Source organism: Streptococcus sp. IsoGale021 (assembly GCF_031142795.1).
Taxonomy (GTDB): Bacteria; Bacillota; Bacilli; order Lactobacillales; family Streptococcaceae; genus Streptococcus; species Streptococcus hominis.
Genome location: NZ_JAKZJH010000004.1, coordinates 59,656 through 80,403 on the forward strand (window position 1 = coordinate 59,656; position 20,748 = coordinate 80,403).

Below are 20,748 nucleotides of genomic sequence, written 5' to 3' on the forward strand. Positions count from 1 at the left end.
ATAGGAAAAGAAATGTCTAAACTTGATGTAGAAATCCTTCGGAGGGATTTTCCAATTTTGGATCAAATCGTCAATGATGAGCCTTTAGTTTATTTGGACAATGCGGCTACAACCCAAAAGCCTACGCAGATATTAGAGGCGATTGCAGCTTATTACGAAAAAGACAATGCCAATGTTCATCGTGGTGTTCACACACTAGCAGAACGGGCAACGGCAGCTTATGAAGCTGCGCGGGAACGAGTGCGCTCCGTTATCCATGCCGCTTCGACGAAAGAAGTTCTCTTTACGAGAGGAGCGACGACTAGTCTCAATTGGGTGGCGCGCTATGCTGAAAATGTCTTGCAGCCAGGTGACGAAGTGCTGATTTCCGTTATGGAACATCATTCCAATATCATTCCTTGGCAGGAAGCCTGTAAGAAGACAGGTGCTAGATTGATTTATGCTTATCTGAAAGACGGTATGTTAGACCTCGCTGACTTTCGGTCGAAATTGACTGAAAAGACGCGATTTGTTGCTTTGGCGCATGTTTCTAATGTACTAGGTGTGGTGAATCCCATAAAAGAAATAGCAGACTTAGTGCATCAGGCAAATGCTCTTTTAGTGGTGGACGGAGCTCAATCAGTCCCTCACATGAAGATTGATGTACAAGACTTGGACGTTGATTTCTTTGCATTTTCAGGTCACAAGATGCTAGGTCCGACTGGTATCGGTGTTCTCTATGGCAAAGAAGAGCTACTTGAGCGAATGTCGCCTGTCGAATTTGGTGGGGAAATGATTGATTTTGTCTATGAACAAGAAGCGACATGGAAAGAGTTGCCTTGGAAGTTTGAAGCAGGCACACCCAATATAGCTGGTGCTATTGGTTTAGCTGCCGCTATTGATTATCTGGATAAGATCGGAATGGAAACTGTTTATCAATATGAGCAAGAATTGATAGCTTACGCATTTCCAAAATTACAAGCTGTTGAGGGGCTTACCATTTATGGTTCGGAGGACTTGGCTCAGCGGTCGGGTGTTATTTCTTTTAATCTAGCTGGGCTTCACCCTCATGATGTAGCAACAGCTCTGGACTATGAAGGCGTGGCTGTACGGGCTGGACATCACTGTGCTCAACCTTTGTTGAGTTACCTAGGAGTAGCAGCAACTGTACGGGCTAGCTTTTATCTGTATAATACCAAAGCCGATTGTGATAAGCTCGTTGAAGCTTTGCAGAAAACAAAGGAGTTTTTCAATGGCACTTTCTAAACTAAATAGCCTTTATAAAGCAGTTGTGACGGACCATTCAGCTCACCCTCATCATCAGGGTCGATTGGAGGGCGTAGAACAAGTTAGTCTCAACAATCCTACGTGCGGTGATGTCATCAGCTTGTCGGTTCAATTTGATGAGCAGGGCGTGATTGAAGATATTGCCTTTGTGAATTCTGGCTGCAGTATTTCTACAGCTTCAGCCAGTATGATGACGGATGTAGTCCTAGGGAAGACGAAGGATGAAGCGCTAGCTTTGGCAGAAATTTTCTCCCAAATGGTTCAAGGTAAGGAAGATAAGCAGCAACAGGAGCTAGGAGACGCAGCTTTTTTAGCTGGTGTTGCTAAGTTCCCTCAACGCATCAAATGCTCAACCTTAGGTTGGAACGCTCTTAAAAAGGCGATTGAGGAAGCTGGAAATTCTGAAAAGTTGAGTAAATGAAGCTAAAATAAATAAGCTGAGACAAAAGTGCTCAGCTTTCTTTGTTTATATCGTTAGCATTACAGACGCAGTAGCTAATTGCTCAAAGTACTGCGTTGAGGTTACGGATAGAGCTTGAAAAGCAAGTCTCAAGGCGATTCGCTTTTCAAGCTTGGAAGAGTACTTTTGACGAAAACTTTGTTTTCTTTATCTGCCACCTCGACAGTCTCTCAGGCTGTTGAGCAACCTTGTGGGAATGAGACTACAAACTAAAAATTTTTGATTTTGAGTTTTGTCACATTCCCAATTACTATTGAATGAGCTATAATATGTTGCTATATCAACTTTTACAGCCCATTTTGCCATCAAGTTACATTTGCTTTCCAACTATAAAAAGTTCCTCAAGTCTTTCGAGCTATGCGGAGATGAACGATGAAATCAAGCATCTACGAATACTGATTTTTATTTCGCTCGTTTATAATTTTTCATTGACATATTGGACGAATTCATTCCACCATGATTTGAGGAAGAAAGGACGACCAATTTTATCTGCTGAAAGCATGGAAATAGTTGGTGGTTTCTTGTCAAGATAGCCTTTTCCAATCAAATCATTATCAGTATAGGTCAATTTCCCAACAACGACACCCTTTTTTAAAGGAGTGGGGTAACCGTTTTTATCAGTTGAAAAATGGACAGTCGGTTTTTTATGATTGTATCTCCGCACAATGGTGAGTTTTTCACTAGCAACAGCAGTGACTTCATCTTTTTGCCCGTTAATGACGCGAGCAGAGCTTTTATTGTAGGCTTCGCCTTTTTTCATAAGAGTTTGGACTGTGAATTGTTGATAAATATAGGTCATAAATCTAGAGGTAGCCGTAAAGCGGGCATTCTCATCCTCATCTGCATGATTAACATTGAGGAGAACCGTAATCAAACGCATCCCTCTTTGCTGGATTGTTCCGACAAAGGAAGAGCCTCCTTTATCAGAAGTTCCAGTCTTGAGGCCATCTACTCCCGCTCGAAAGGCGGGCATGTTTTTGAGCATGTGGTTGGACGATGTAAGCGTCATGCCTGCAAAGTTAGACGTAGCTTTTTGGGTGATTTCTAGAACTTCTGGGTAATCAAGGATTAAACGCCGAGCAATAATTGCAACATCGTGGGCGCTCATTTTATTTTCGTCTTCTTTTCCCGAACCAGGATAAATATGTTCTTCTCCTAAAACAGAATTATTCAGTCCAGAAGCATTAACGATAGTAGCATCTTTGATTCCCCATTGCTGCAATTTAGCTTTCATCAAGTCAACAAATTTTTTCTCACTGCCAGCGACTTTTTCAGCTAAGGCAATCGCTGAGCTATTGGCACTTGCTATTAAAGAAGTTTCTAACAGTTCTTCGACAGTATATTTTCTAGCTTCCAACGGAACGTTACTGGCATCTGGATTAACGGTTAGTTGATAAGGATAGTCAGAAATATCTACTGAAGTTTGTAAAGTGAATTTTCCTTGATGAATCGCTTCATAGACTAAATAGGCTGTTAGTAGTTTAGTAATAGAAGCAATTTCAACTGGCTGATTAGCATCTTTTTCATACAAAATTTTTCCGGTTGCAACGTCAACTGCGATAGCATGCTTAGCACCTACTTCAAAGTTGTCCGCTAAAACTGTAGGAGCTAGGAAGATCAAGAGAGTCGTTACAAGAGTAATAATAAATTTTTTCATGGTCATCCCTTTTTTGTAAACTTATTATTATTGTATCATAAAATAAGGAGAGCTTCATAGAAAAGGGAGGAAATAAGAAGAGAAAAACATGATTCATTTTTATTTTTAAAGCAAGTTCTGGTATAATAGATAGAATAAGAGACGAATAGAGGAAAACATGAAATTTACAGAATTTAAGTTTAAAGATTATATCCAAGAGGCACTCAAGGATTTGAACTTTGTTGAGGCAACAGAAGTCCAGGAAAAACTCATTCCGGTTGTGCTTGCTGGTCGTGACTTGGTGGGAGAGTCCAAAACAGGTTCAGGGAAAACCCACACTTTCTTACTGCCGATTTTTCAAAAGCTGAATGAAGATGCAGATAGTGTTCAGGTTGTCATTACCGCCCCTAGTCGTGAGCTGGCTAGGCAGATTTATCAGGCTGCGCGTCAAATTGCTGCTTTTTCTGATAAAGAAATCCGAGTGGCTCATTACGTTGGTGGAACTGATAAAAATCGTCAGATTGGGAAATTGAGTTCCAGTCAGCCGCACATTGTCATTGGTACGCCGGGACGTATTTATGATTTGGTTGAATCTGGTGACTTAGTCATTCATAAGGCGCATACTTTTGTCGTTGACGAAGCTGATATGACACTTGATATGGGATTTTTAATGACGGTGGATAAGATTGCATCCAGTTTGCCGAAGGATTTGCAATTTCTAGTCTTTTCTGCGACCATTCCGCAAAAATTGCAGCCATTTTTAAAAAAATATCTATCCAACCCGGTCATTGAGCAAATCAAAACCAAAACGGTTATTTCAGATACTATTGAAAATTGGCTGATTTCAACAAAAGGACGTGATAAGAATGCGCAAATTTATAAAATCACACAGCTCCTACAGCCTTATCTAGCGATGATTTTTGTCAATACTAAGACACGAGCGGATGAATTGCATAGCTATCTGACAGCGCAAGGTCTCAAAGTGGCAAAGATTCATGGGGATATTGCACCGCGGGAGCGAAAACGGATTATGAATCAGGTGAAGAACCTAGATTTTGAATACATTGTTGCGACAGATTTAGCTGCGCGGGGAATTGATATTGAAGGCGTTAGTCATGTCATCAATGATGCGATTCCGCAAGATTTGTCCTTCTTCGTTCACCGAGTGGGACGAACTGGCAGAAATGGTCTACCGGGAACAGCCATTACACTTTATCAACCGAGCGATGATTCAGATATTCGTGAGCTGGAAAAATTGGGCATTCACTTCATTCCCAAGATGATTAAAAACGGAGAATTTCAAGATACCTATGACCGCGATCGTCGTGCCAATCGTGAAAAAACGCAGGAAAAATTGGACACGGAAATGATTGGTCTGGTTAAAAAGAAAAAGAAGAAAATCAAACCGGGCTATAAGAAGAAAATCCAGTGGGCTGTCAATGAAAAACGTCGAAAAACGAAGCGAGCTGAAAATCGAGCACGCGGTCGTGCAGAAAGAAAAGCCAAACGTCAACAGTTTTAGTCTTAAAATTTCTTTATCACTCCCATAAATAAAAACAATTATTCTTTAGAGAACGAATGTGATAGACTAGTCTTGCTAGTCTATTTTTATCGTAGCAAATAATTGGTAAAATAAAAAAATTGTGATAGAATTAGACATTATCGAGAAAGGGAAGTTACTATGATTGTTACAACAGTGATTTTAGCCTCTAATTGGTATCAAGAATTGGTTCAGAAGATTCCAGACGGACAGCTTTTTAGCTGGCGATCTGTGTTTGACGGACTACCCAGAATTATTGAAAAATTACCGACAACTTTGCTATTGACTTTGGGAGGAGCTTTTTTTGGCTTGATTTTGGCTCTCATTTTTGCTATTGTCAAAATCAACCGTGTGAAAGTTTTGTATCCTTTGCAGGCTTTTTTCGTTAGTTTTTTGCGAGGGACACCAGTGCTTGTTCAGCTCATGCTGACTTATTATGGGATTCCTTTGCTCCTGAAGGCCATCAACTTGCGATTTGGAACGGGCCTGAATATCAATGCTATTCCAGCCTATCTATTTGCCATTGTAGCTTTTGCTTTTAATGAAGCGGCTTACGCTAGTGAAACCATTCGAGCGGCGATTTTGTCTGTTGATGCTGGAGAAATTGAAGCAGCTCGTAGTTTGGGGATGACAAACGGACAGGTTTACCGCCGTGTTATTATCCCCAATGCAGCTGTGGTTGCCACACCGACCTTGATTAACTCTTTGATTGGCTTGACAAAGGGAACTTCTCTGGCTTTTAGTGCAGGAGTTGTTGAGATTTTTGCTCAAGCGCAGATTTTGGGTGGTGCAGATTACCGTTACTTTGAGCGCTTTATCTCAGTTGCTCTTGTCTATTGGGGCGTGAATATTGTGATTGAAGCACTTGGGCGGTTTATCGAAAAGAGAATGGCGATTGAAGCGCTTGATAATCTCAATCCACAAATACAGGCGAAAGGAGATGTTCGATAATGATTCGTATTTCAAATCTCAGCAAATCCTTTTCTGGACAAATGGTTTTAAACAATCTTAGTTTAGAGATTCAAAAAGGAGAAGTAGTTGCTTTAATTGGCTCATCTGGTGCGGGAAAATCTACTTTCTTACGCAGCTTGAATTATCTGGAACAGCCAGACAGCGGCACGATTGCCATTGATGATTTTACTGTCGATTTTTCTAAGATTAGCAAGGAAGAAATCCTAACCTTGCGACGAAAGTTAGCTATGGTGTTTCAGCAGTTTAATCTTTTTGAGCGCCGAACGGCTTTGGACAATGTCAAAGAAGGTTTATTGATTGTAAAAAAATTCTCAGACCAAGAAGCAACGAGTCTTGCCAAAGAAGAATTGGCAAAAGTTGGTCTGTCAGACCGTGAAAATCACTATCCGCGTCATTTGTCAGGTGGACAAAAACAGCGTGTTGCTTTGGCGCGTGCGCTTGCGATGAAGCCAGATGTTCTGCTTTTAGACGAGCCAACATCAGCACTTGATCCTGAATTGGTAGGGGAAGTTGAAAAATCCATTGCAGATGCAGCCAAGGCTGGTCAGACCATGATTTTAGTCAGTCATGACATGTCTTTTGTTTCGCAAGTGGCAGATAAAGTGCTGTTTTTGGATAAGGGACACATTATCGAAACAGGCACTCCTGATGAAATAATGAACCACCCTAAAGAAGAACGCACAAAAGAATTTTTTGCCAGTTACAAACGGACATATATTTGATATAATAGAAAAAGAAGCCCAGTTGGCCTTGCTAGCTGGGTTTATTTTCAAGTTTGCGGCATCCGTTTTGAATGCCTTCAATCATAAAGTTATGAAATAGGGGAGTGGCTATGCTGTCTCAAGTTTTTTTACTCTATCTAGAGAGTTTACTGATTACGGCGCTATTGGTGGGGAGTTTTCTCGGATTATGGATTGGGCTTCGTGCTGTTCGACGTGTTGATAAAACAATCAAAGAACGACAAGCTCATCTGTATGATATGCTATTGATTGCAGTGATGACGATTCCGATTTTATCCTTTGCAATGATGGGGATTCTGCTTATCCTCAGAGCATAATGTTTGAAAAAAGAGCTTAATAACGTTAGAATAACAGTGATTACAATAAAGGAAGTAAATTTTATGTACGACACAATTATTATTGGAGCTGGACCAGCAGGCATGACAGCTGCGCTTTATGCTGCTAGAAGTAATCTTAAAGTTGCTCTTTTAGAAGGAGGCATCCCCGGTGGTCAAATGAACAATACCTCAGATATTGAAAATTATCCCGGTTATGCTAATATCAGTGGTCCAGAGCTAGCCGAAAAAATGTTTGAACCGCTCGAAAATTTGGGAGTGGAGCATTTGTTTGGCTCTGTTGAAAAAATCGAAGATCAAGGAGCAATAAAAAAAGTCTTTACAGAAGATGAGGTTTTTGAAACGAAGACACTTATTATTGCGACTGGTGCCTTTCACCGTCATCTAGGAGTACCTGGTGAAGAAGAATTAAACAGCCGCGGGGTTTCTTATTGTGCAGTCTGTGACGGCGCCTTTTTCCGAGATGAAGACCTACTTGTCGTGGGTGGAGGCGACTCTGCGGTAGAAGAAGCGATTTTTTTGACTCGTTTTGCAAAAACGGTGACCATTGTTCATCGGCGTGATGAATTGCGAGCCCAAAAGTTACTGCAAGAACGTGCATTTGCCAATGAAAAGATTCATTTTATCTGGGACTCAGTGGTAAAAGAAATCAAAGGTGACAACCGCGTTAGCAGCATTGTGGTAGAGAATGTCAAAACAGGTGAAGTGTCGGAGCGTAAATTTGGCGGTGTCTTTATTTATGTTGGTTTAGACCCAGTTAGTGAGTTTGCCAAATATTTGGGCATTACCAATGAAGCAGGCTGGATTGTAACCGATAATCATATGGAAACGGCTATTTCTGGCATCTATGCTATTGGAGATGTTCGCGAAAAAGACCTTCGCCAAGTAACGACAGCTGTTGGTGACGGGGCAGTCGCAGGGCAAGAAGTCTACAAGTATATCACAGAGAATTTTTAGAGCGAAAGACCAAAATCATCTTGAAAATTTTTAGTTCATAGTCTCAGTCTCTCAGACTGCTGAGGTGGTGGATAAAAAACGAAGTGTTTGACAAAGTCATTCTTTCGAACTTGCTTCGCAAGTCCTATTTGCCACCTCAAAGACGTGCTTTGAGCAATCAGCTATTGCGTCGCTGGTTTATTGCACTATATACATTGGAGCTGGAGACTTTCGTCCCAGCTTCTTTTTGTTTAATAAAAACACAGTGATGCATTGGAGGATTGGGAAAGGAAAAGGTTCTTTTGATTTGTTCAATTCTCGTGCCCTCATAAATGACTAGTGAAATTGTCAGAATTGTGGTACAATGGAAAAGTTCATGTGAAAAGGAGGCTTCGTATGAGTGAAAAGAATTCTGAAAATAATAAGAATAAAATGGAACGTGGCTTAAAAAATCGTCATGTCCAAATCATTGCTATTGCTGGGACAATTGGAACGGGGCTCTTTTTGGGAGCAGGACGTTCGATTAGTTTGACAGGGCCATCTATTATCCTCATTTACATGTTGACCGGCGTCTTTATGTATTTGATGATGCGGGCGATTGGAGAGATGTTGTATTATGATCCAGACCAGCACACATTTATCAACTTCATTACCAAGTATCTTGGGAATGGCTGGGGCTATTTTTCCGGTTGGTCCTATTGGATTTCCCTCATTTTTATTGGTATGGCAGAAATCACGGCAGTTGCACAGTATGTCCAATTTTGGTTTCCGACTTGGCCGGCATGGCTGATTCAAATCGTCTTCCTTGCCGTTTTGAGTATGGTCAATCTGATTGCAGTCCGAGTCTTTGGTGAAGTTGAATTTTGGTTTGCTATGGTTAAGATTGTAGCGATTATTGCTTTGATTGTGACAGCGATTTTTATGGTGTTGACAGGCTTTAAAACGCCCAATGGTGTAGCCAGCATCAGCAATATCAGTCAAAATTTCCAATTATTTCCTAATGGTTTTATGAGTTTTGTCATGGGCTTTCAAATGGTCTTCTTTGCTTATCAAGCTATTGAATTTATTGGAATCACAACGTCTGAAACAGCCAATCCTCGGCAGGTATTGCCAAAGGCTATTAAAGAAATCCCCTTGCGGATCGTTCTTTTCTACGGTGGCTCTTTGCTTGCAATTATGGCGATTATCCCTTGGCGGGATTTAGCAACCACAGATTCCCCCTTTGTGATTGTTTTCAAGTTGGCAGGTCTCAAATGGGCTGCAGCTTTGATTAACTTTGTCGTATTGACTTCAGCTGCTTCAGCTTTGAATTCTACTCTGTATTCGACTGGGCGTCATTTGTATCAAATTGCACATGATTCACCTAATCGCTTTTTGAATGGGATCGGTGCTGGGAAATTATCTAGACAAAATGTTCCGCAAAACGCTATTTTGACCTCAGCGGTAGTGATTGCATTAGCTGCTTTTATTCAGGTGTTACCAGGAGTATCAGACTCCTTTGCTTTGATTACTGCTTCTTCATCAGGAGTTTATATTGCTATCTATGCACTCACTATGATTGCTCACCTGAAATACAGAAAATCAAAAGAATTTATGGCAGATGGCTATCTAATGCCAGCCTATAAGTTTCTCAATCCTCTTACTTTGCTCTTCTTTGCCTTTGTATTTATAACCCTCTTTTTACAAAAATCAACCGTTGTAGGAGCGATCGGTTCAGCTATTTGGATACTTATATTTGGTATCTATAGCCAATTGAAATTTAAAGATAAATAATAATATAATAAAACCAAGGATAAATTTGCGACTTTTTTAAAGTTGTTCCAAATGCACCTTGGTTTTTAAGATGTTTTAAAACTGAAAATTTAAACAGCGCAATACAATAGAAAACTTGAGAATAGTTATTTAAACACCTAAAGTTGAACAAGATTTCCTCTTGCTCTTTTGATTTGTGGTATAATAAGTAAAAATACATCTTACAAGGAGTCGTTATGTATCCAGATGATAGTTTAACCTTGCATACGGATTTGTATCAAATCAACATGATGCAAGTTTATTTTAGAAGAAATATTCATAATAAACGAGCTGTTTTTGAAGTTTATTTTCGGAAAGAGCCCTTTCATAGTGGCTATGCTGTTTTTGCTGGCTTGGAGCGGATGGTTCATTATTTAAATCATTTGACATTTTCAGATAGTGATATTGCCTATCTTCGTTCTCTTGGCTATGATGAAGAATTTTTAGACTATTTGGCAAATTTGAAATTGGAATTAACAGTGCGGTCTGCACAAGAGGGAGATTTGGTCTTTGCCAATGAACCCATTGTTCAAGTAGAAGGTCCTCTTGCTCAATGTCAATTAGTGGAAACTGCCTTATTAAACATTGTCAACTATCAAACCTTGGTAGCGACAAAAGCAGCTCGGATTCGCTCAGTCATCGAAGATGAGCCTTTAATGGAATTTGGTACACGCCGAGCACAGGAAATGGATGCGGCTATCTGGGGAACTCGTGCGGCAGTGATTGGTGGAGCAAATGGAACCAGTAATGTTCGTGCTGGAAAGCTCTTTGATATTCCAGTCTTAGGAACGCATGCTCATGCTCTCGTCCAAGTCTATGGAAATGACTATGAAGCTTTTAAGGCGTATGCTGAAACGCACCGTGACTGTGTTTTCTTGGTGGATACCTATGATACATTCCGCCTCGGTGTTCCTGCAGCGATTCAAGTAGCGCGTGAAATGGGGGATAAAATCAATTTCCTTGGAGTGCGGATTGATTCAGGTGACTTGGCTTATATTTCTAAAAAAGTCCGGCAGCAACTGGATGAAGCTGGTTTTCCAAATGCCAAAATCTACGCTTCTAACGACTTGGATGAAAATACAATCCTCAACTTAAAAATGCAAAAGGCAAAGATTGATGTGTGGGGCGTTGGAACTAAGCTCATCACGGCTTATGACCAACCAGCACTGGGAGCCGTTTATAAGATTGTGGCTATTGAAGATGAACATGGCAATTTGCGTAATACAATTAAGCTCTCTAATAATGTGGAAAAAGTATCAACACCGGGTAAAAAACAAGTTTGGCGGATTACTAGCCGTGCAAAAGGCAAGTCAGAAGGAGACTATATCACTTATGATGGCGTAGATGTGAATGCTATTGCCGAGTTAGAAATGTTCCACCCAACTTACACCTACATCAATAAAACAGTGACAAATTTTGATGCAGTGCCTCTTTTGGTAGATGTTTTTAAACAAGGGCAACTCGTATACCGATTGCCAACCTTAACAGAAATCCAAGCATATGCTCGCAAAGAGTTTGATAAGTTGTGGGATGAATACAAACGGGTTCTCAATCCACAAGATTATCCTGTGGATTTGGCACGTGATGTATGGCAAGATAAGGTGGATTTGATTGATCAAATGCGCAAAAAAGCAAGCCAAATGGGAGAAACAAAATGACCTTACAGGAAACGATTGTCCAGCAATTAGGTGTGAAACCTGTCATTGATCCACAAGAAGAAATCCGTAAATCCATTGATTTTTTAAAGGATTATTTAAAAAAACATTCCTTTTTGAAAACCTATGTTTTGGGAATTTCGGGCGGACAAGATTCCACTTTAGCAGGACGTTTGGCGCAATTAGCAATAGAGGAAATGCGAGCTGAGACTGGCGATGCTAGCTATCAATTTATCGCAGTGCGCTTGCCGTATGGAGTGCAGGCTGACGAAGACGATGCACAGCGAGCTCTTGCTTTTATCCAGCCGGATGTCAGTCTTGTGGTTAACATCAAAGAAAGTGCAGACGCTATGACAAAAGTGGTTGAGGCTACAGGAGCAACTGTCTCAGACTTCAATAAAGGCAATATTAAAGCTCGTAGTCGCATGATTGCGCAATACGCTTTAGCAGGCTCTTATAAAGGAGCAGTGGTTGGAACGGATCATGCCGCAGAAAACGTCACAGGATTCTTTACGAAATTTGGTGATGGTGGTGCAGACATTCTGCCCCTTTATCGTCTCAATAAACGGCAAGGTAAGCAACTGTTGGCTGCCTTGGGCGCTGATCCTGCCCTCTATGAGAAAGTACCGACTGCGGATCTGGAAGAAGAAAAGCCAGGCATTGCAGATGAAGTCGCTCTCGGTGTCACTTATAACGAAATTGATGACTATTTGGAAGGTAAGACCATTTCTGACCAAACGAAAGCAAGGATTGAATCTTGGTGGCATAAAGGGGAGCATAAACGCCATTTGCCGATTACAATCTTCGATGATTTTTGGAAATAAGCAGGAGAATTGTTCTGACTCACGTTTTTTAGAATACGAAGACTACTAAAATTAGTTGTATAACAAAAAGTTAGGTGCGCCTAACTTTTTGTTTGAAGAATTTTGAAAATAAGCTATAATAGTGTTTAGAATTAGAAGGAGGCATCTATGAATTCTATAGATCAACAATTTACAGATAAATTATATGCAAATTATGAAGCAACTGCTAAGTATGCTGCAATTGAAAATGCAGTTAGCCACAATGGTTTATTAACATCGCTTGAAAAGCGCAGTAGTGCGATTGAAAACAATCCTGTGTTTTCTATTGACTTAACCAAAGATAAAGTCAGCAATCAAAAAGCATCTGGACGTTGCTGGATGTTTGCAGCACTCAATACTTTCCGTCATAAAATGATTGCAGGCTTTCAATTGGAAGAATTTGAATTGTCGCAAGCATATACATTCTTTTGGGATAAATATGAAAAATCCAACTGGTTCTTAGAGCAAGTCTTAGCAACAGCTGACCAAGACTTAACCAGCCGCAAAGTGAAATTCCTCTTAGATACGCCTCAACAAGACGGCGGACAATGGGATATGGTTGTGGCACTTTTTGAAAAATATGGAGTTGTTCCAAAATCAGTTTACCCAGAATCCATTTCATCTAGCAATAGCCGTGAGCTCAACCAATATCTCAATAAATTACTCCGTCAAGATGCACAAATCTTGCGTGACTTGGTTACTAGTGGAGCAAACACAGCAGCTGTCCAAGCTAAGAAAGAAGAGCTTTTACAAGAAATCTTTAATTTCTTAGCAATGTCACTTGGACTCCCACCTCGTACTTTTGATTTTTCTTATCGTGATAAAGACAACAATTTCCACAGTGAAAATGGCTTAACACCACAAGCATTTTACAAAAAATACGTGGATCTTCAATTAGATGATTACGTTTCAATCATCAATGCTCCTACAGCTGACAAACCATACGGTAAATCTTACACTGTTGAGATGTTAGGAAATGTCGTAGGAGCGCGCGATGTCCGTTATTTGAATGTTAATATGGAGCGTTTGAAAGAGCTGGCTATTGCTCAAATGCAGGCTGGAGAAACGGTTTGGTTTGGTTCTGATGTCGGTCAATCTAGCAACCGCAAAGCAGGCGTTATGGTTAACGATATGTACGATTTCACATCAAGCATGGATATTGAATTGACACAAGATAAAGCGGGACGTTTGGATTACAGCGAAAGTCTCATGACCCATGCTATGGTCTTGACGGGTGTTGATTTGGATGAAAATGGAAAATCAACAAAATGGAAAGTGGAAAATTCTTGGGGAGATAAAGTTGGAGACAAAGGTTATTTTGTTGCCAGTGATGACTGGATGGACGAATACACTTATCAAATCGTTGTCCGCAAAGAATTTTTAACGGCTGAAGAATTAGCTGCTTATGAAGCAGAACCAAAAGTACTTGCTCCGTGGGATCCAATGGGAGCTTTGGCTAGCAAATAATAAGAATTAAAAAGAAGCGGGATAAAACTTTTAATCTTGCTTCAAAAGACTCTGCAAGAGAATGAAATATTAAAAACACGAGCAATCAAGACCAGTAAATAACTGGCTATAAGATTGTTCGTGTTTTTTAATTTTTACAAAACTCTGATTTGAAGGTGTTAACTTTTAAACGGCTTGGCTTTCAGAAACTTCTTCATTATCGATTTCGTGCGGGAGGAGTTTCCGAATTTCTACTGTTATTAGGAGAATTTGTAGATGTGGAAGCACTGGGTTCCGTACTTGATGAAGAACTGCTTGATGAAGAACTACTTGATGACTCTTGAGTAGAGCTTTCTTGACTATTTGAAGATGTAGACGATTCTTCTAAGCTAGAACTTGAAGTAGAATTATAATAATTTTGTTGATATCTATTAGTTGCATTGGCTAAAAAGACATAATTTCCGCTACGATAAAGGCCGCTAGGCATTTCCCAGTCTTCTGTCCCACTTTCAGACAAGTAAGACATCATCGCACGGTAAACATCTGTTGCAATTTTCACACCGTCATCCAGAACAGGAGTAAGACGATTAGTGTAACCTGTCCATACCGCCATTGAATATTTCTGCGTATAACCAACAAAGAGTTCATCAGGAGTCACAACACTAGAGCCACCATAAGGCTTCGTTAGTTTCGCTAATTCATCATCGGAATAGTTGGAAGTTCCCGTTTTACCAGCTTGATAGACACCAGATATAGCTGCATTGGTCCCAGTACCAGATGTAAGAACTGTTTTCAGCATATTTGTCATCATGTAAGCTGTTGTTTCTTTCATTGCGGTTGTACCTTGATTAGAGAAATCTTTTGAGGTTCCATCGCTAAAGACAACACGGCTGACATATTGTGGTTTGTAATAAGTTCCACCATTTGCAAAAGCAGCATAGGCAGCAGCCATTTTTTCACTGCTGGCACCATATTTTCGATCGGATTTTGTCGTGTTACTTGAAATGGCATTTGCATATACCATATCTGGATAATTAATGCCCAGTCCGCTTAGGAATTTCTTAGACTTGCTGAGTCCGACAGCTTCTAACGTCTTGACAGCTGGAACGTTCCGAGACTCTTGAAGTGCATACTGAATGGTGATGTTTCCAAAATAGCGCATATCCCAGTTGTAGACTGGAGTAGTTGTTCCAGGATAATTATAAGGAGCATCACTAATATAAGCAGCCGTAGAAGTGTAAATGCCATTTTCAATGGCTGGAGCGTAATCCGTGATCGGTTTCATGGTTGATCCCCAGTCGCGATTGGTTTCAACTGCTTGGTTAGTACCAAAAGAAACATTTGAAGCTTGATTTCGGGCTCCTAGTTGAGCAATTACCTTACCAGTTGTAGCATCTATAATGGTAGAAGCTACTTGTAGTTCATCATCTGGATAAGCAACATATTCATTGCTATTATAAATATTCCAAAGGCGCTCTTGAGCTGCTCTGTTTACGTTTGTATAGACTTCCATTCCCGTCGTCAGCAAGTTATAACCCGTTTCTTCTTGGACTTGCTCAATAACTTGCTTTAAGTAGTTATCCATGTAAGCAGGATAAGAAGCTGAATTTTTTAAGCTTTGCAGACCATCTGTGACGGGTGTATTGACTGCTTTTTCATATTGCTCAGCAGAGATGTATTTGAGTTTATACATTTCTGACAATACAAGATTGCGACGATTTTTAGCAGCTTCTGGTTTTGTATAAGGGTCGTATTGGTTTGGTGCCTGAGGCATCCCCGCCAATAAAGCAGTTTGAGCTAAGCTCAAATCTTTCAAATCTTTGCCGTAATAACTTTTAGCAGCTGTTTGCATACCGTAGTTACCATTTGACATGTAGACCTTGTTTACATAATACGTAATAATTTCTTGCTTAGTGGCTTTCCGCTCTAATTGAACTGCTAACCAGGCTTCTTGAATTTTCCGTGATAGTGTTTGGTCGGCACTTGAAGTGGAGAAGTAGGTTAGTTTAATCAACTGTTGCGTCAACGTTGACCCTCCTTGTCGATTTCCTCTGCGCAGATTATTCAAGAAAGCACCAAAAATACGAACAGAATCCACGCCGCGATGATTGAAGAAACGGTGGTCTTCAATTGCAACGATAGCTCGTACTAAGTCAGTTGGAATATCACTTGTTGCCGCATTGACCCTTTTTTCAGAACCTAAGTCAGCAATAAGATTGTTTTCACTATCATAGATTTTACTGGAAGTTGTGGCGACTAGTTTCTTTTCTGACAAGGCAGGTGCCTTGTGAACTTGATAGAGAAAAATTCCTCCACCAGCTACAACTCCAAGCATAAATAATGTAATGAGACCGATAGCTACATATTTTGCAGCTGTCAGTAAAGATTGCTTATTCATTTATTTTACCACCTAGTAAATTTTGTTGAATGATTTCAAGATAGGGAATGCTAGGAAGACCATTCTGTGAGATAGAATATCCATGCTTTTGAATGTAGTCAAGCGGCATGGACTTTTTCCCTTTGTCAATCTTGAAAAAGTTAATTAAATAAGGAGCAGGAAGCAGATATGTCGATTTTAAGGCTGAAAAGTGCAATAAAACGAAACAAATTCCTCCTTGTTTGACGACTTGTTCCATGTGCTTGATTTGATGAGCATGAAAATTTTTCATCGGCATAGAAGCCTTTTGATGTGTTTCTTTTGCTTCAAAATCTATATAATGTCCTTGATAGACACCAGAATAGTCTGTTGTAGAGGCTTGTCGAAAGTAGGCTTCAACAATTTTTGCCCGACTACGTCTGGGATAATCCACTTTTACAATCTGAATAGGGGTTGGTTTCTTGTGAATGACCGCTAAATCGTGACTAAGATAATAATCATTCGTTTCATTGATCATTTTTTCAAACGACATTCCCCGATTCGCAAAGTCAACGGACTTCTTTTTGGGAAGTCTTAATGGATTTCGAGAGGAAACTTTATGTGGATAGTTGACCATATATCTCCTTATTGGTACAATAACATCACTCTATTATAACATAAAAAAGGAAATAAAGGGATAATTTAAGTGGTTAGCGTATTAATAGTAGGTTATCGGAATTTTGATTTGGGAATTTTTAATGACAAAGACCCTCGAATCAAGATTATTAAAAAAGCCATTCAACGAGATTTGACGCGTTTATTGGAAGAAGGTGCGGAGTGGCTGATTTTCACTGGGAACTTAGGTTTTGAAGTTTGGGCACTAGAGGTTGCAAAAAAATTGCAGCAAGATTACGATTTTCAAATTGCGACGATTTTTACTTTTGAGAATCAAGGTGAAAACTGGGATGAAGCCAATCAAGAAAAATTAAGTCGTTTTAAACAGGTGGATTTTGTTAAATACGCCTATCCTCATTATGAAAATCCCAGCCAATTTCGTGATTACAATCACTTTCTACTCAGTAATACAGACGGGGCTTATATTTTTTACGATGAAGAAAATGAAACAAATTTAAAATATCTTTACCAAATGATGAAAAAACAAGAACAATACTTTATCAAACAATTAACATTTGATGACTTGAATGAGGTCGCAGAAAATTTTTCCGAAAATTAGATGTTTAACCTTGATTTTTGCGGTTCATTTTTTATATAATTAAAGTAATGAACGAGAATGGAGAGAGAAATGGCTAGTATTATTTACACACCGAAAGATATTTTTGATCAAGATTTTAAAGTTGGTGTCCGTGGTTATAGCAAGGTTGAAGTGGACGAATTTTTAGATGATGTCATTAAAGATTACGAGACATATGCTGCTTTGGTAAAGGAACTGCGTGAAGAAAATGCTCGTTTGAAAGCAGAACTCGCTAAAAAGTCAAATGAGGCGGCGACTTCACCTTTGACGCAATCTATCATGGAAACCCCTCATCAAGCGGCATCTGCTACGCTGACAAATTTTGATATTTTAAAACGCTTAAATCGTTTGGAAAAAGAAGTATTCGGCAAGCAAATCTTAAATAACGAAATTTAATCAGTAATGTGCAATTTTTGGATAATCGCGTGAAGAGTCGTCTTTTCATGAGGAAAGTCCATGCTAGCACGGGCTGTGATGCCCGTAGTGTTTGTGCTAGGTGAAACAATAAGCCTAGGGACGAGAAATCGTTACGGCGGACGAAACAGCTACGTCTCTGGATATGCTGGAATAGTCCTGAAAGTGCCACAGTGACGTAGTTTTTGTGGAAACACAGGAAGTGGAACGCGGTAAACCCCTCAAGCTAGCAACCCAAACTTTGGTCGGGGCACGGGATGCGTGGAAACGAACGCAGCATTCTGACTGTAAACAGTAGACAGATGATTATCGAAGGAAATGATACCTAGTTATTTCTGGAACAAAACATGGCTTATAGAAAGTTGCATATAGGTTTAGCTAGCGTATTATGCTAGCTTTTATTTTGAGAGGACGAATGAAAACAAAATTTAAGTTGATTGCGACTGCTGCGGCTGGTTTAGAGGCTGTGGTTGGTCGTGAAATCAGAAATCTTGGCATAGAATGTCTAGTAGAGAATGGGCGCGTGCGGTTTGACGGAACTGTTGAAACCATTATTGAAACGAATCTCTGGTTGCGCGCGGCAGACCGCATTAAGATTGTTGTTGGTAGCTTTCCGGCTAAGACCTTTGAGGAATTATTTCAGGGAGTTTTTGCACTGGATTGGGAGAATTATCTACCGCTGGGAGCTAAATTTCCAATTGCCAAAGCAAAATGTGTCAAATCAAAACTTCACAATGAACCAAGTGTGCAGGCTATTTCTAAAAAAGCAGTAGTCAAGAAGCTGCAAAAGCGCTATGCTCGACCTGAAGGCGTTCCCTTGATAGAAAATGGAGCAGAGTTCAAGATTGAAGTTTCTATTTTGAAAGACGTGGCAACTGTCTTAATCGATACGACAGGTTCTAGTCTCTTTAAACGTGGTTATCGGACTGAAAAAGGTGGTGCACCGATTAAAGAAAATATGGCGGCTGCGATTTTGCTCTTGTCCAATTGGTATCCAGATAAGCCTTTGATTGATCCAACCTGTGGTTCAGGAACTTTCTGTATTGAAGCAGCTATGATTGGCATGAATATGGCACCGGGACTTCATCGCCATTTTGCGTTTGAAGAATGGAATTGGGTTGACTCAGATTTGGTTGGGCGTGTTCGCGCTAGAGCTTTAGGACAGATTAAGCAAGACATTCAGCTTGATATTTTAGGGACTGATATTGATGCACGTATGGTGGAGATTGCCAAGCGAAATGCCGAAGAAGCAGGTGTTTCTGAGCAGATTGTTTTCAAGCAAATGCGTTTGCAAGATTTGCACACCGACAAGATAAATGGTGTCATCGTTTCCAATCCGCCTTATGGCGAGCGATTGTTGGATGATGATGCTGTGACCAAGCTTTATCAAGAAATGGGACAGACTTTTGAGCCACTAAAGACGTGGAGCAAATTTATCTTGACGAGTGATGAAGCATTTGAAACAAAATTTGGCAGTCAAGCCGATAAAAAACGCAAACTCTATAACGGGACTTTAAAAGTTGATTTGTACCAATATTTTGGTCAGAGAGTCAAACGCCAAATAGATTAGAAAGGATTTGCCGTGAGTAAAGACGAAAAACATTTGCCAGAACAAGAAGAAAAAGAATCAATTCTTGATTTTGAAACAGCTAAAGAAATGACGATTGGTCAGGCTGCTCGAAAAAGTGAAGAACTTGAAGCAGGAGTGACGGAAGAGGACAATGTACTGGATAAATACATCAAACAGCACCGTCAAGAAATTGAAGCTGGAAAATTTTCGGCTCAATCTGCAGAAGAAATGCCTGAAGCAGAAGATCAAGAACAACTGAGCCAGTTAGACTTGGCAGAATTTATCCAAGAGATGCACGAGGAGGTTCAAGAGGAAAAACCACTAGAATCTGCAGAGGTAGCGTCTGAGGAGTCTGCCTTTGATGAAACAGTAGCTGCACTTGCAGCCAGCGAAGCGGAACCACAAGAAACTTCGGAAGAAAACAGTACACAAACTTCAGAGGAGCTAGAGGCTGAGACAAAAATAATGGAACCAATTCAGCCTGAAATGGATGATATTCCTGTGAGTTCAACTGAGTCAATGGAAAGCTATCCGACTTTTACAGCGTTGGATGAAGAAATGGAAACGGAGAAAGTTCCATTTTATAAAAATAAAAAAGTCGTGTATTCAGCAGTAAGTGTTATTGTACTGGCTTTAATCGGCGGAACAGCTTATCTGTCTTTGAACAAAAAGCAAGCGAAAACAACCACAACTTCAACGAGCCAAACAAGTAAATCTTCTATCACTTCTAGCTCTGAAAATAAGGATTTGAAAGCTTTCAATAGCCTTTATGATTCATTCTTTACAGATGCCAATAAATTGGCTTTGAAAAACAGCAGTTTCGGAAACTTAAACAAACTAAAAGCAGTATTGGAAAAATTAAAAAACACCAACGAGTACAATGTTGCCAAAGCAAAATACGATAGCTTGGTCAAACAAGTTGAGGCTGTTCAAAATGTGAATGCACAATTCACTTCATCAGCTATTACAGATGGTGTTTTAGATACTAAAGCAAAGATTAAGGCTGATGCTAAATTTACAGATGTTACAACTGGAAATACCGACTTGGATAAGGTGTTGAAATCTGCTATTAGCTTAGGAAAGAGTCAACAAACCTCTGCTCCTCAATCTGAGGTTGCAGCTGCACCGTCACAAAGCTCCGCTCAAGCACCTGTAGCAGAACAACCAGCTTCTGTACCAGCGCAAGCAACTGCTCCAGCAGCACCAGCGTCAGGCACGAATTTACAGCGTCAGTTGAGCCGAGTGCCGTACGACCAAACTAAAATTAACGACAGTAATAATCCAGCTTGGAATTTCAATCCTGGTGTGTTAGAAAAAATCTTAGCAACCTCACGAGAACGTGGCTATTTCACAGGAGATAATTATATTCTTGAACGTGTGAATATTATTAACGGAAATGGTTATTACAATTTGTTTAGAACGGACGGAACCTACCTCTTTAGTATTAACTGTAAAACGGGTTATTTTGTAGGAAATGGCGCGGGTTACGCAGATGCTTTGGATTATTAGGAAACGTTTTCAAGCAAGATATTAGACA

At 40.0% G+C, this 20,748-nt stretch carries 18 protein-coding genes and 1 other RNA gene; 16 read left to right on the plus strand and 3 right to left on the minus strand.

Translation table 11 applies throughout. From position 1 onward, the window contains the following. The first annotated feature begins 12 nt into the window (after window positions 1-12). Together RG565_RS04335 and sufU are read left to right on the plus strand one after the other, a co-directional pair. Window positions 13-1,245: a cysteine desulfurase gene (locus RG565_RS04335; protein WP_247936748.1), complete on the plus strand. Its 1,233-nt coding sequence runs from the start codon at window positions 13-15 to the stop codon at window positions 1,243-1,245. Beyond that, a complete protein-coding gene (gene sufU, locus RG565_RS04340) occupies window positions 1,232-1,687 on the plus strand; it encodes a Fe-S cluster assembly sulfur transfer protein SufU (protein ID WP_037607642.1) in 456 nt (151 codons plus the stop codon). Before RG565_RS04335 ends, sufU begins: the two co-directional genes overlap by 14 nt. Window positions 1,688-2,141: 454 nt before the next feature. Here sufU and pbp3 read toward each other — a convergent pair whose 3' ends face one another. Further along, window positions 2,142-3,383: a D-alanyl-D-alanine carboxypeptidase PBP3 gene (gene pbp3 / locus RG565_RS04345; protein ID WP_247936749.1), complete on the minus strand. Its 1,242-nt coding sequence runs from the start codon at window positions 3,381-3,383 to the stop codon at window positions 2,142-2,144. A gap of 157 nt (window positions 3,384-3,540) precedes the next feature. Between pbp3 and RG565_RS04350 the strand changes: the two genes are divergently transcribed. The 9 genes from RG565_RS04350 (at window position 3,541) to pepC (ending at window position 13,640) form a co-directional block, all read left to right on the plus strand. Continuing rightward, complete coding sequence (locus RG565_RS04350) at window positions 3,541-4,884, plus strand: DEAD/DEAH box helicase (protein ID WP_247936750.1); 1,344 nt, start codon at window positions 3,541-3,543, stop codon at window positions 4,882-4,884. Between the two features lie 159 nt (window positions 4,885-5,043). Next, complete coding sequence (locus RG565_RS04355) at window positions 5,044-5,853, plus strand: amino acid ABC transporter permease (RefSeq protein WP_247936751.1); 810 nt, start codon at window positions 5,044-5,046, stop codon at window positions 5,851-5,853. Then, complete coding sequence (locus RG565_RS04360; RefSeq protein ID WP_247936752.1) at window positions 5,853-6,596, plus strand: amino acid ABC transporter ATP-binding protein; 744 nt, start codon at window positions 5,853-5,855, stop codon at window positions 6,594-6,596. Before RG565_RS04355 ends, RG565_RS04360 begins: the two co-directional genes overlap by 1 nt. Before the next feature lie 110 nt (window positions 6,597-6,706). Next, on the plus strand, window positions 6,707-6,931 hold the full coding sequence (locus RG565_RS04365) for a DUF4059 family protein (RefSeq protein ID WP_003028431.1): 225 nt from the start codon (window positions 6,707-6,709) through the stop codon (window positions 6,929-6,931). A gap of 63 nt (window positions 6,932-6,994) precedes the next feature. Then, entirely contained in the window at window positions 6,995-7,906 is a 912-nt protein-coding gene (gene trxB / locus RG565_RS04370) for a thioredoxin-disulfide reductase (RefSeq protein ID WP_247936753.1), read from the plus strand. Window positions 7,907-8,281: 375 nt separating this feature from the next. Next, on the plus strand, window positions 8,282-9,658 hold the full coding sequence (locus RG565_RS04375; protein ID WP_003031075.1) for an amino acid permease: 1,377 nt from the start codon (window positions 8,282-8,284) through the stop codon (window positions 9,656-9,658). 215 nt (window positions 9,659-9,873) lie between these two features. After that, a complete protein-coding gene (locus RG565_RS04380; RefSeq protein WP_247936754.1) occupies window positions 9,874-11,334 on the plus strand; it encodes a nicotinate phosphoribosyltransferase in 1,461 nt (486 codons plus the stop codon). Further along, a complete protein-coding gene (gene nadE, locus RG565_RS04385) occupies window positions 11,331-12,155 on the plus strand; it encodes an ammonia-dependent NAD(+) synthetase (RefSeq protein ID WP_247936755.1) in 825 nt (274 codons plus the stop codon). Before RG565_RS04380 ends, nadE begins: the two co-directional genes overlap by 4 nt. Before the next feature lie 147 nt (window positions 12,156-12,302). Continuing rightward, complete coding sequence (gene pepC / locus RG565_RS04390; RefSeq protein WP_151380049.1) at window positions 12,303-13,640, plus strand: aminopeptidase C; 1,338 nt, start codon at window positions 12,303-12,305, stop codon at window positions 13,638-13,640. 196 nt (window positions 13,641-13,836) lie between these two features. Here pepC and pbp1a read toward each other — a convergent pair whose 3' ends face one another. After that, entirely contained in the window at window positions 13,837-16,017 is a 2,181-nt protein-coding gene (gene pbp1a, locus RG565_RS04395; RefSeq protein WP_247905490.1) for a penicillin-binding protein PBP1A, read from the minus strand. Next, window positions 16,010-16,612 carry a Holliday junction resolvase RecU gene (gene recU / locus RG565_RS04400; protein ID WP_049533529.1) on the minus strand — a complete coding sequence of 201 codons (603 nt, stop codon included), beginning with the start codon at window positions 16,610-16,612 and terminating at the stop codon, window positions 16,010-16,012. Before recU ends, pbp1a begins: the two co-directional genes overlap by 8 nt. A 69-nt stretch (window positions 16,613-16,681) precedes the next feature. Here recU and RG565_RS04405 point away from each other — a divergent pair, with 69 nt between their 5' ends. The 5 genes from RG565_RS04405 to RG565_RS04425 all read left to right on the plus strand — a co-directional run bounded on the left by RG565_RS04405 (window position 16,682) and on the right by RG565_RS04425 (window position 20,720). After that, entirely contained in the window at window positions 16,682-17,209 is a 528-nt protein-coding gene (locus RG565_RS04405; RefSeq protein ID WP_049533528.1) for a DUF1273 domain-containing protein, read from the plus strand. A 69-nt stretch (window positions 17,210-17,278) separates the two neighbouring features. Next, complete coding sequence (gene gpsB / locus RG565_RS04410) at window positions 17,279-17,623, plus strand: cell division regulator GpsB (RefSeq protein ID WP_022525308.1); 345 nt, start codon at window positions 17,279-17,281, stop codon at window positions 17,621-17,623. 13 nt (window positions 17,624-17,636) lie between these two features. Continuing rightward, an RNA gene (rnpB, locus tag RG565_RS04415) (RNase P RNA component class B) lies at window positions 17,637-18,001 on the plus strand. A gap of 55 nt (window positions 18,002-18,056) precedes the next feature. Then, window positions 18,057-19,211, plus strand: a complete 1,155-nt coding sequence (locus RG565_RS04420; RefSeq protein WP_247936756.1) for a class I SAM-dependent RNA methyltransferase — start codon at window positions 18,057-18,059, stop codon at window positions 19,209-19,211. A 12-nt stretch (window positions 19,212-19,223) separates the two neighbouring features. After that, entirely contained in the window at window positions 19,224-20,720 is a 1,497-nt protein-coding gene (locus RG565_RS04425) for a cell division site-positioning protein MapZ family protein (protein WP_247936757.1), read from the plus strand. Window positions 20,721-20,748: the final 28 nt, after the last annotated feature.

Bases quoted from the DNA above. Each gene is read 5' to 3' on its own strand.
- sufU (WP_037607642.1), top strand. From the start codon at position 1,232: ATGGCACTTTCTAAACTAAATAGCCTTTATAAAGCAGTTGTGACGGAC.
- RG565_RS04420 (WP_247936756.1), top strand. From the start codon at position 18,057: ATGAAAACAAAATTTAAGTTGATTGCGACTGCTGCGGCTGGTTTAGAG.
- RG565_RS04335 (WP_247936748.1), top strand. From the start codon at position 13: ATGTCTAAACTTGATGTAGAAATCCTTCGGAGGGATTTTCCAATTTTG.
- RG565_RS04355 (WP_247936751.1), top strand. From the start codon at position 5,044: ATGATTGTTACAACAGTGATTTTAGCCTCTAATTGGTATCAAGAATTG.
- trxB (WP_247936753.1), top strand. From the start codon at position 6,995: ATGTACGACACAATTATTATTGGAGCTGGACCAGCAGGCATGACAGCT.
- RG565_RS04375 (WP_003031075.1), top strand. From the start codon at position 8,282: ATGAGTGAAAAGAATTCTGAAAATAATAAGAATAAAATGGAACGTGGC.
- RG565_RS04380 (WP_247936754.1), top strand. From the start codon at position 9,874: ATGTATCCAGATGATAGTTTAACCTTGCATACGGATTTGTATCAAATC.
- pbp3 (WP_247936749.1), bottom strand. From the start codon at position 3,383: ATGAAAAAATTTATTATTACTCTTGTAACGACTCTCTTGATCTTCCTA.
- pepC (WP_151380049.1), top strand. From the start codon at position 12,303: ATGAATTCTATAGATCAACAATTTACAGATAAATTATATGCAAATTAT.
- pbp1a (WP_247905490.1), bottom strand. From the start codon at position 16,017: ATGAATAAGCAATCTTTACTGACAGCTGCAAAATATGTAGCTATCGGT.
- gpsB (WP_022525308.1), top strand. From the start codon at position 17,279: ATGGCTAGTATTATTTACACACCGAAAGATATTTTTGATCAAGATTTT.
- RG565_RS04365 (WP_003028431.1), top strand. From the start codon at position 6,707: ATGCTGTCTCAAGTTTTTTTACTCTATCTAGAGAGTTTACTGATTACG.
- RG565_RS04350 (WP_247936750.1), top strand. From the start codon at position 3,541: ATGAAATTTACAGAATTTAAGTTTAAAGATTATATCCAAGAGGCACTC.
- RG565_RS04360 (WP_247936752.1), top strand. From the start codon at position 5,853: ATGATTCGTATTTCAAATCTCAGCAAATCCTTTTCTGGACAAATGGTT.
- recU (WP_049533529.1), bottom strand. From the start codon at position 16,612: ATGGTCAACTATCCACATAAAGTTTCCTCTCGAAATCCATTAAGACTT.
- nadE (WP_247936755.1), top strand. From the start codon at position 11,331: ATGACCTTACAGGAAACGATTGTCCAGCAATTAGGTGTGAAACCTGTC.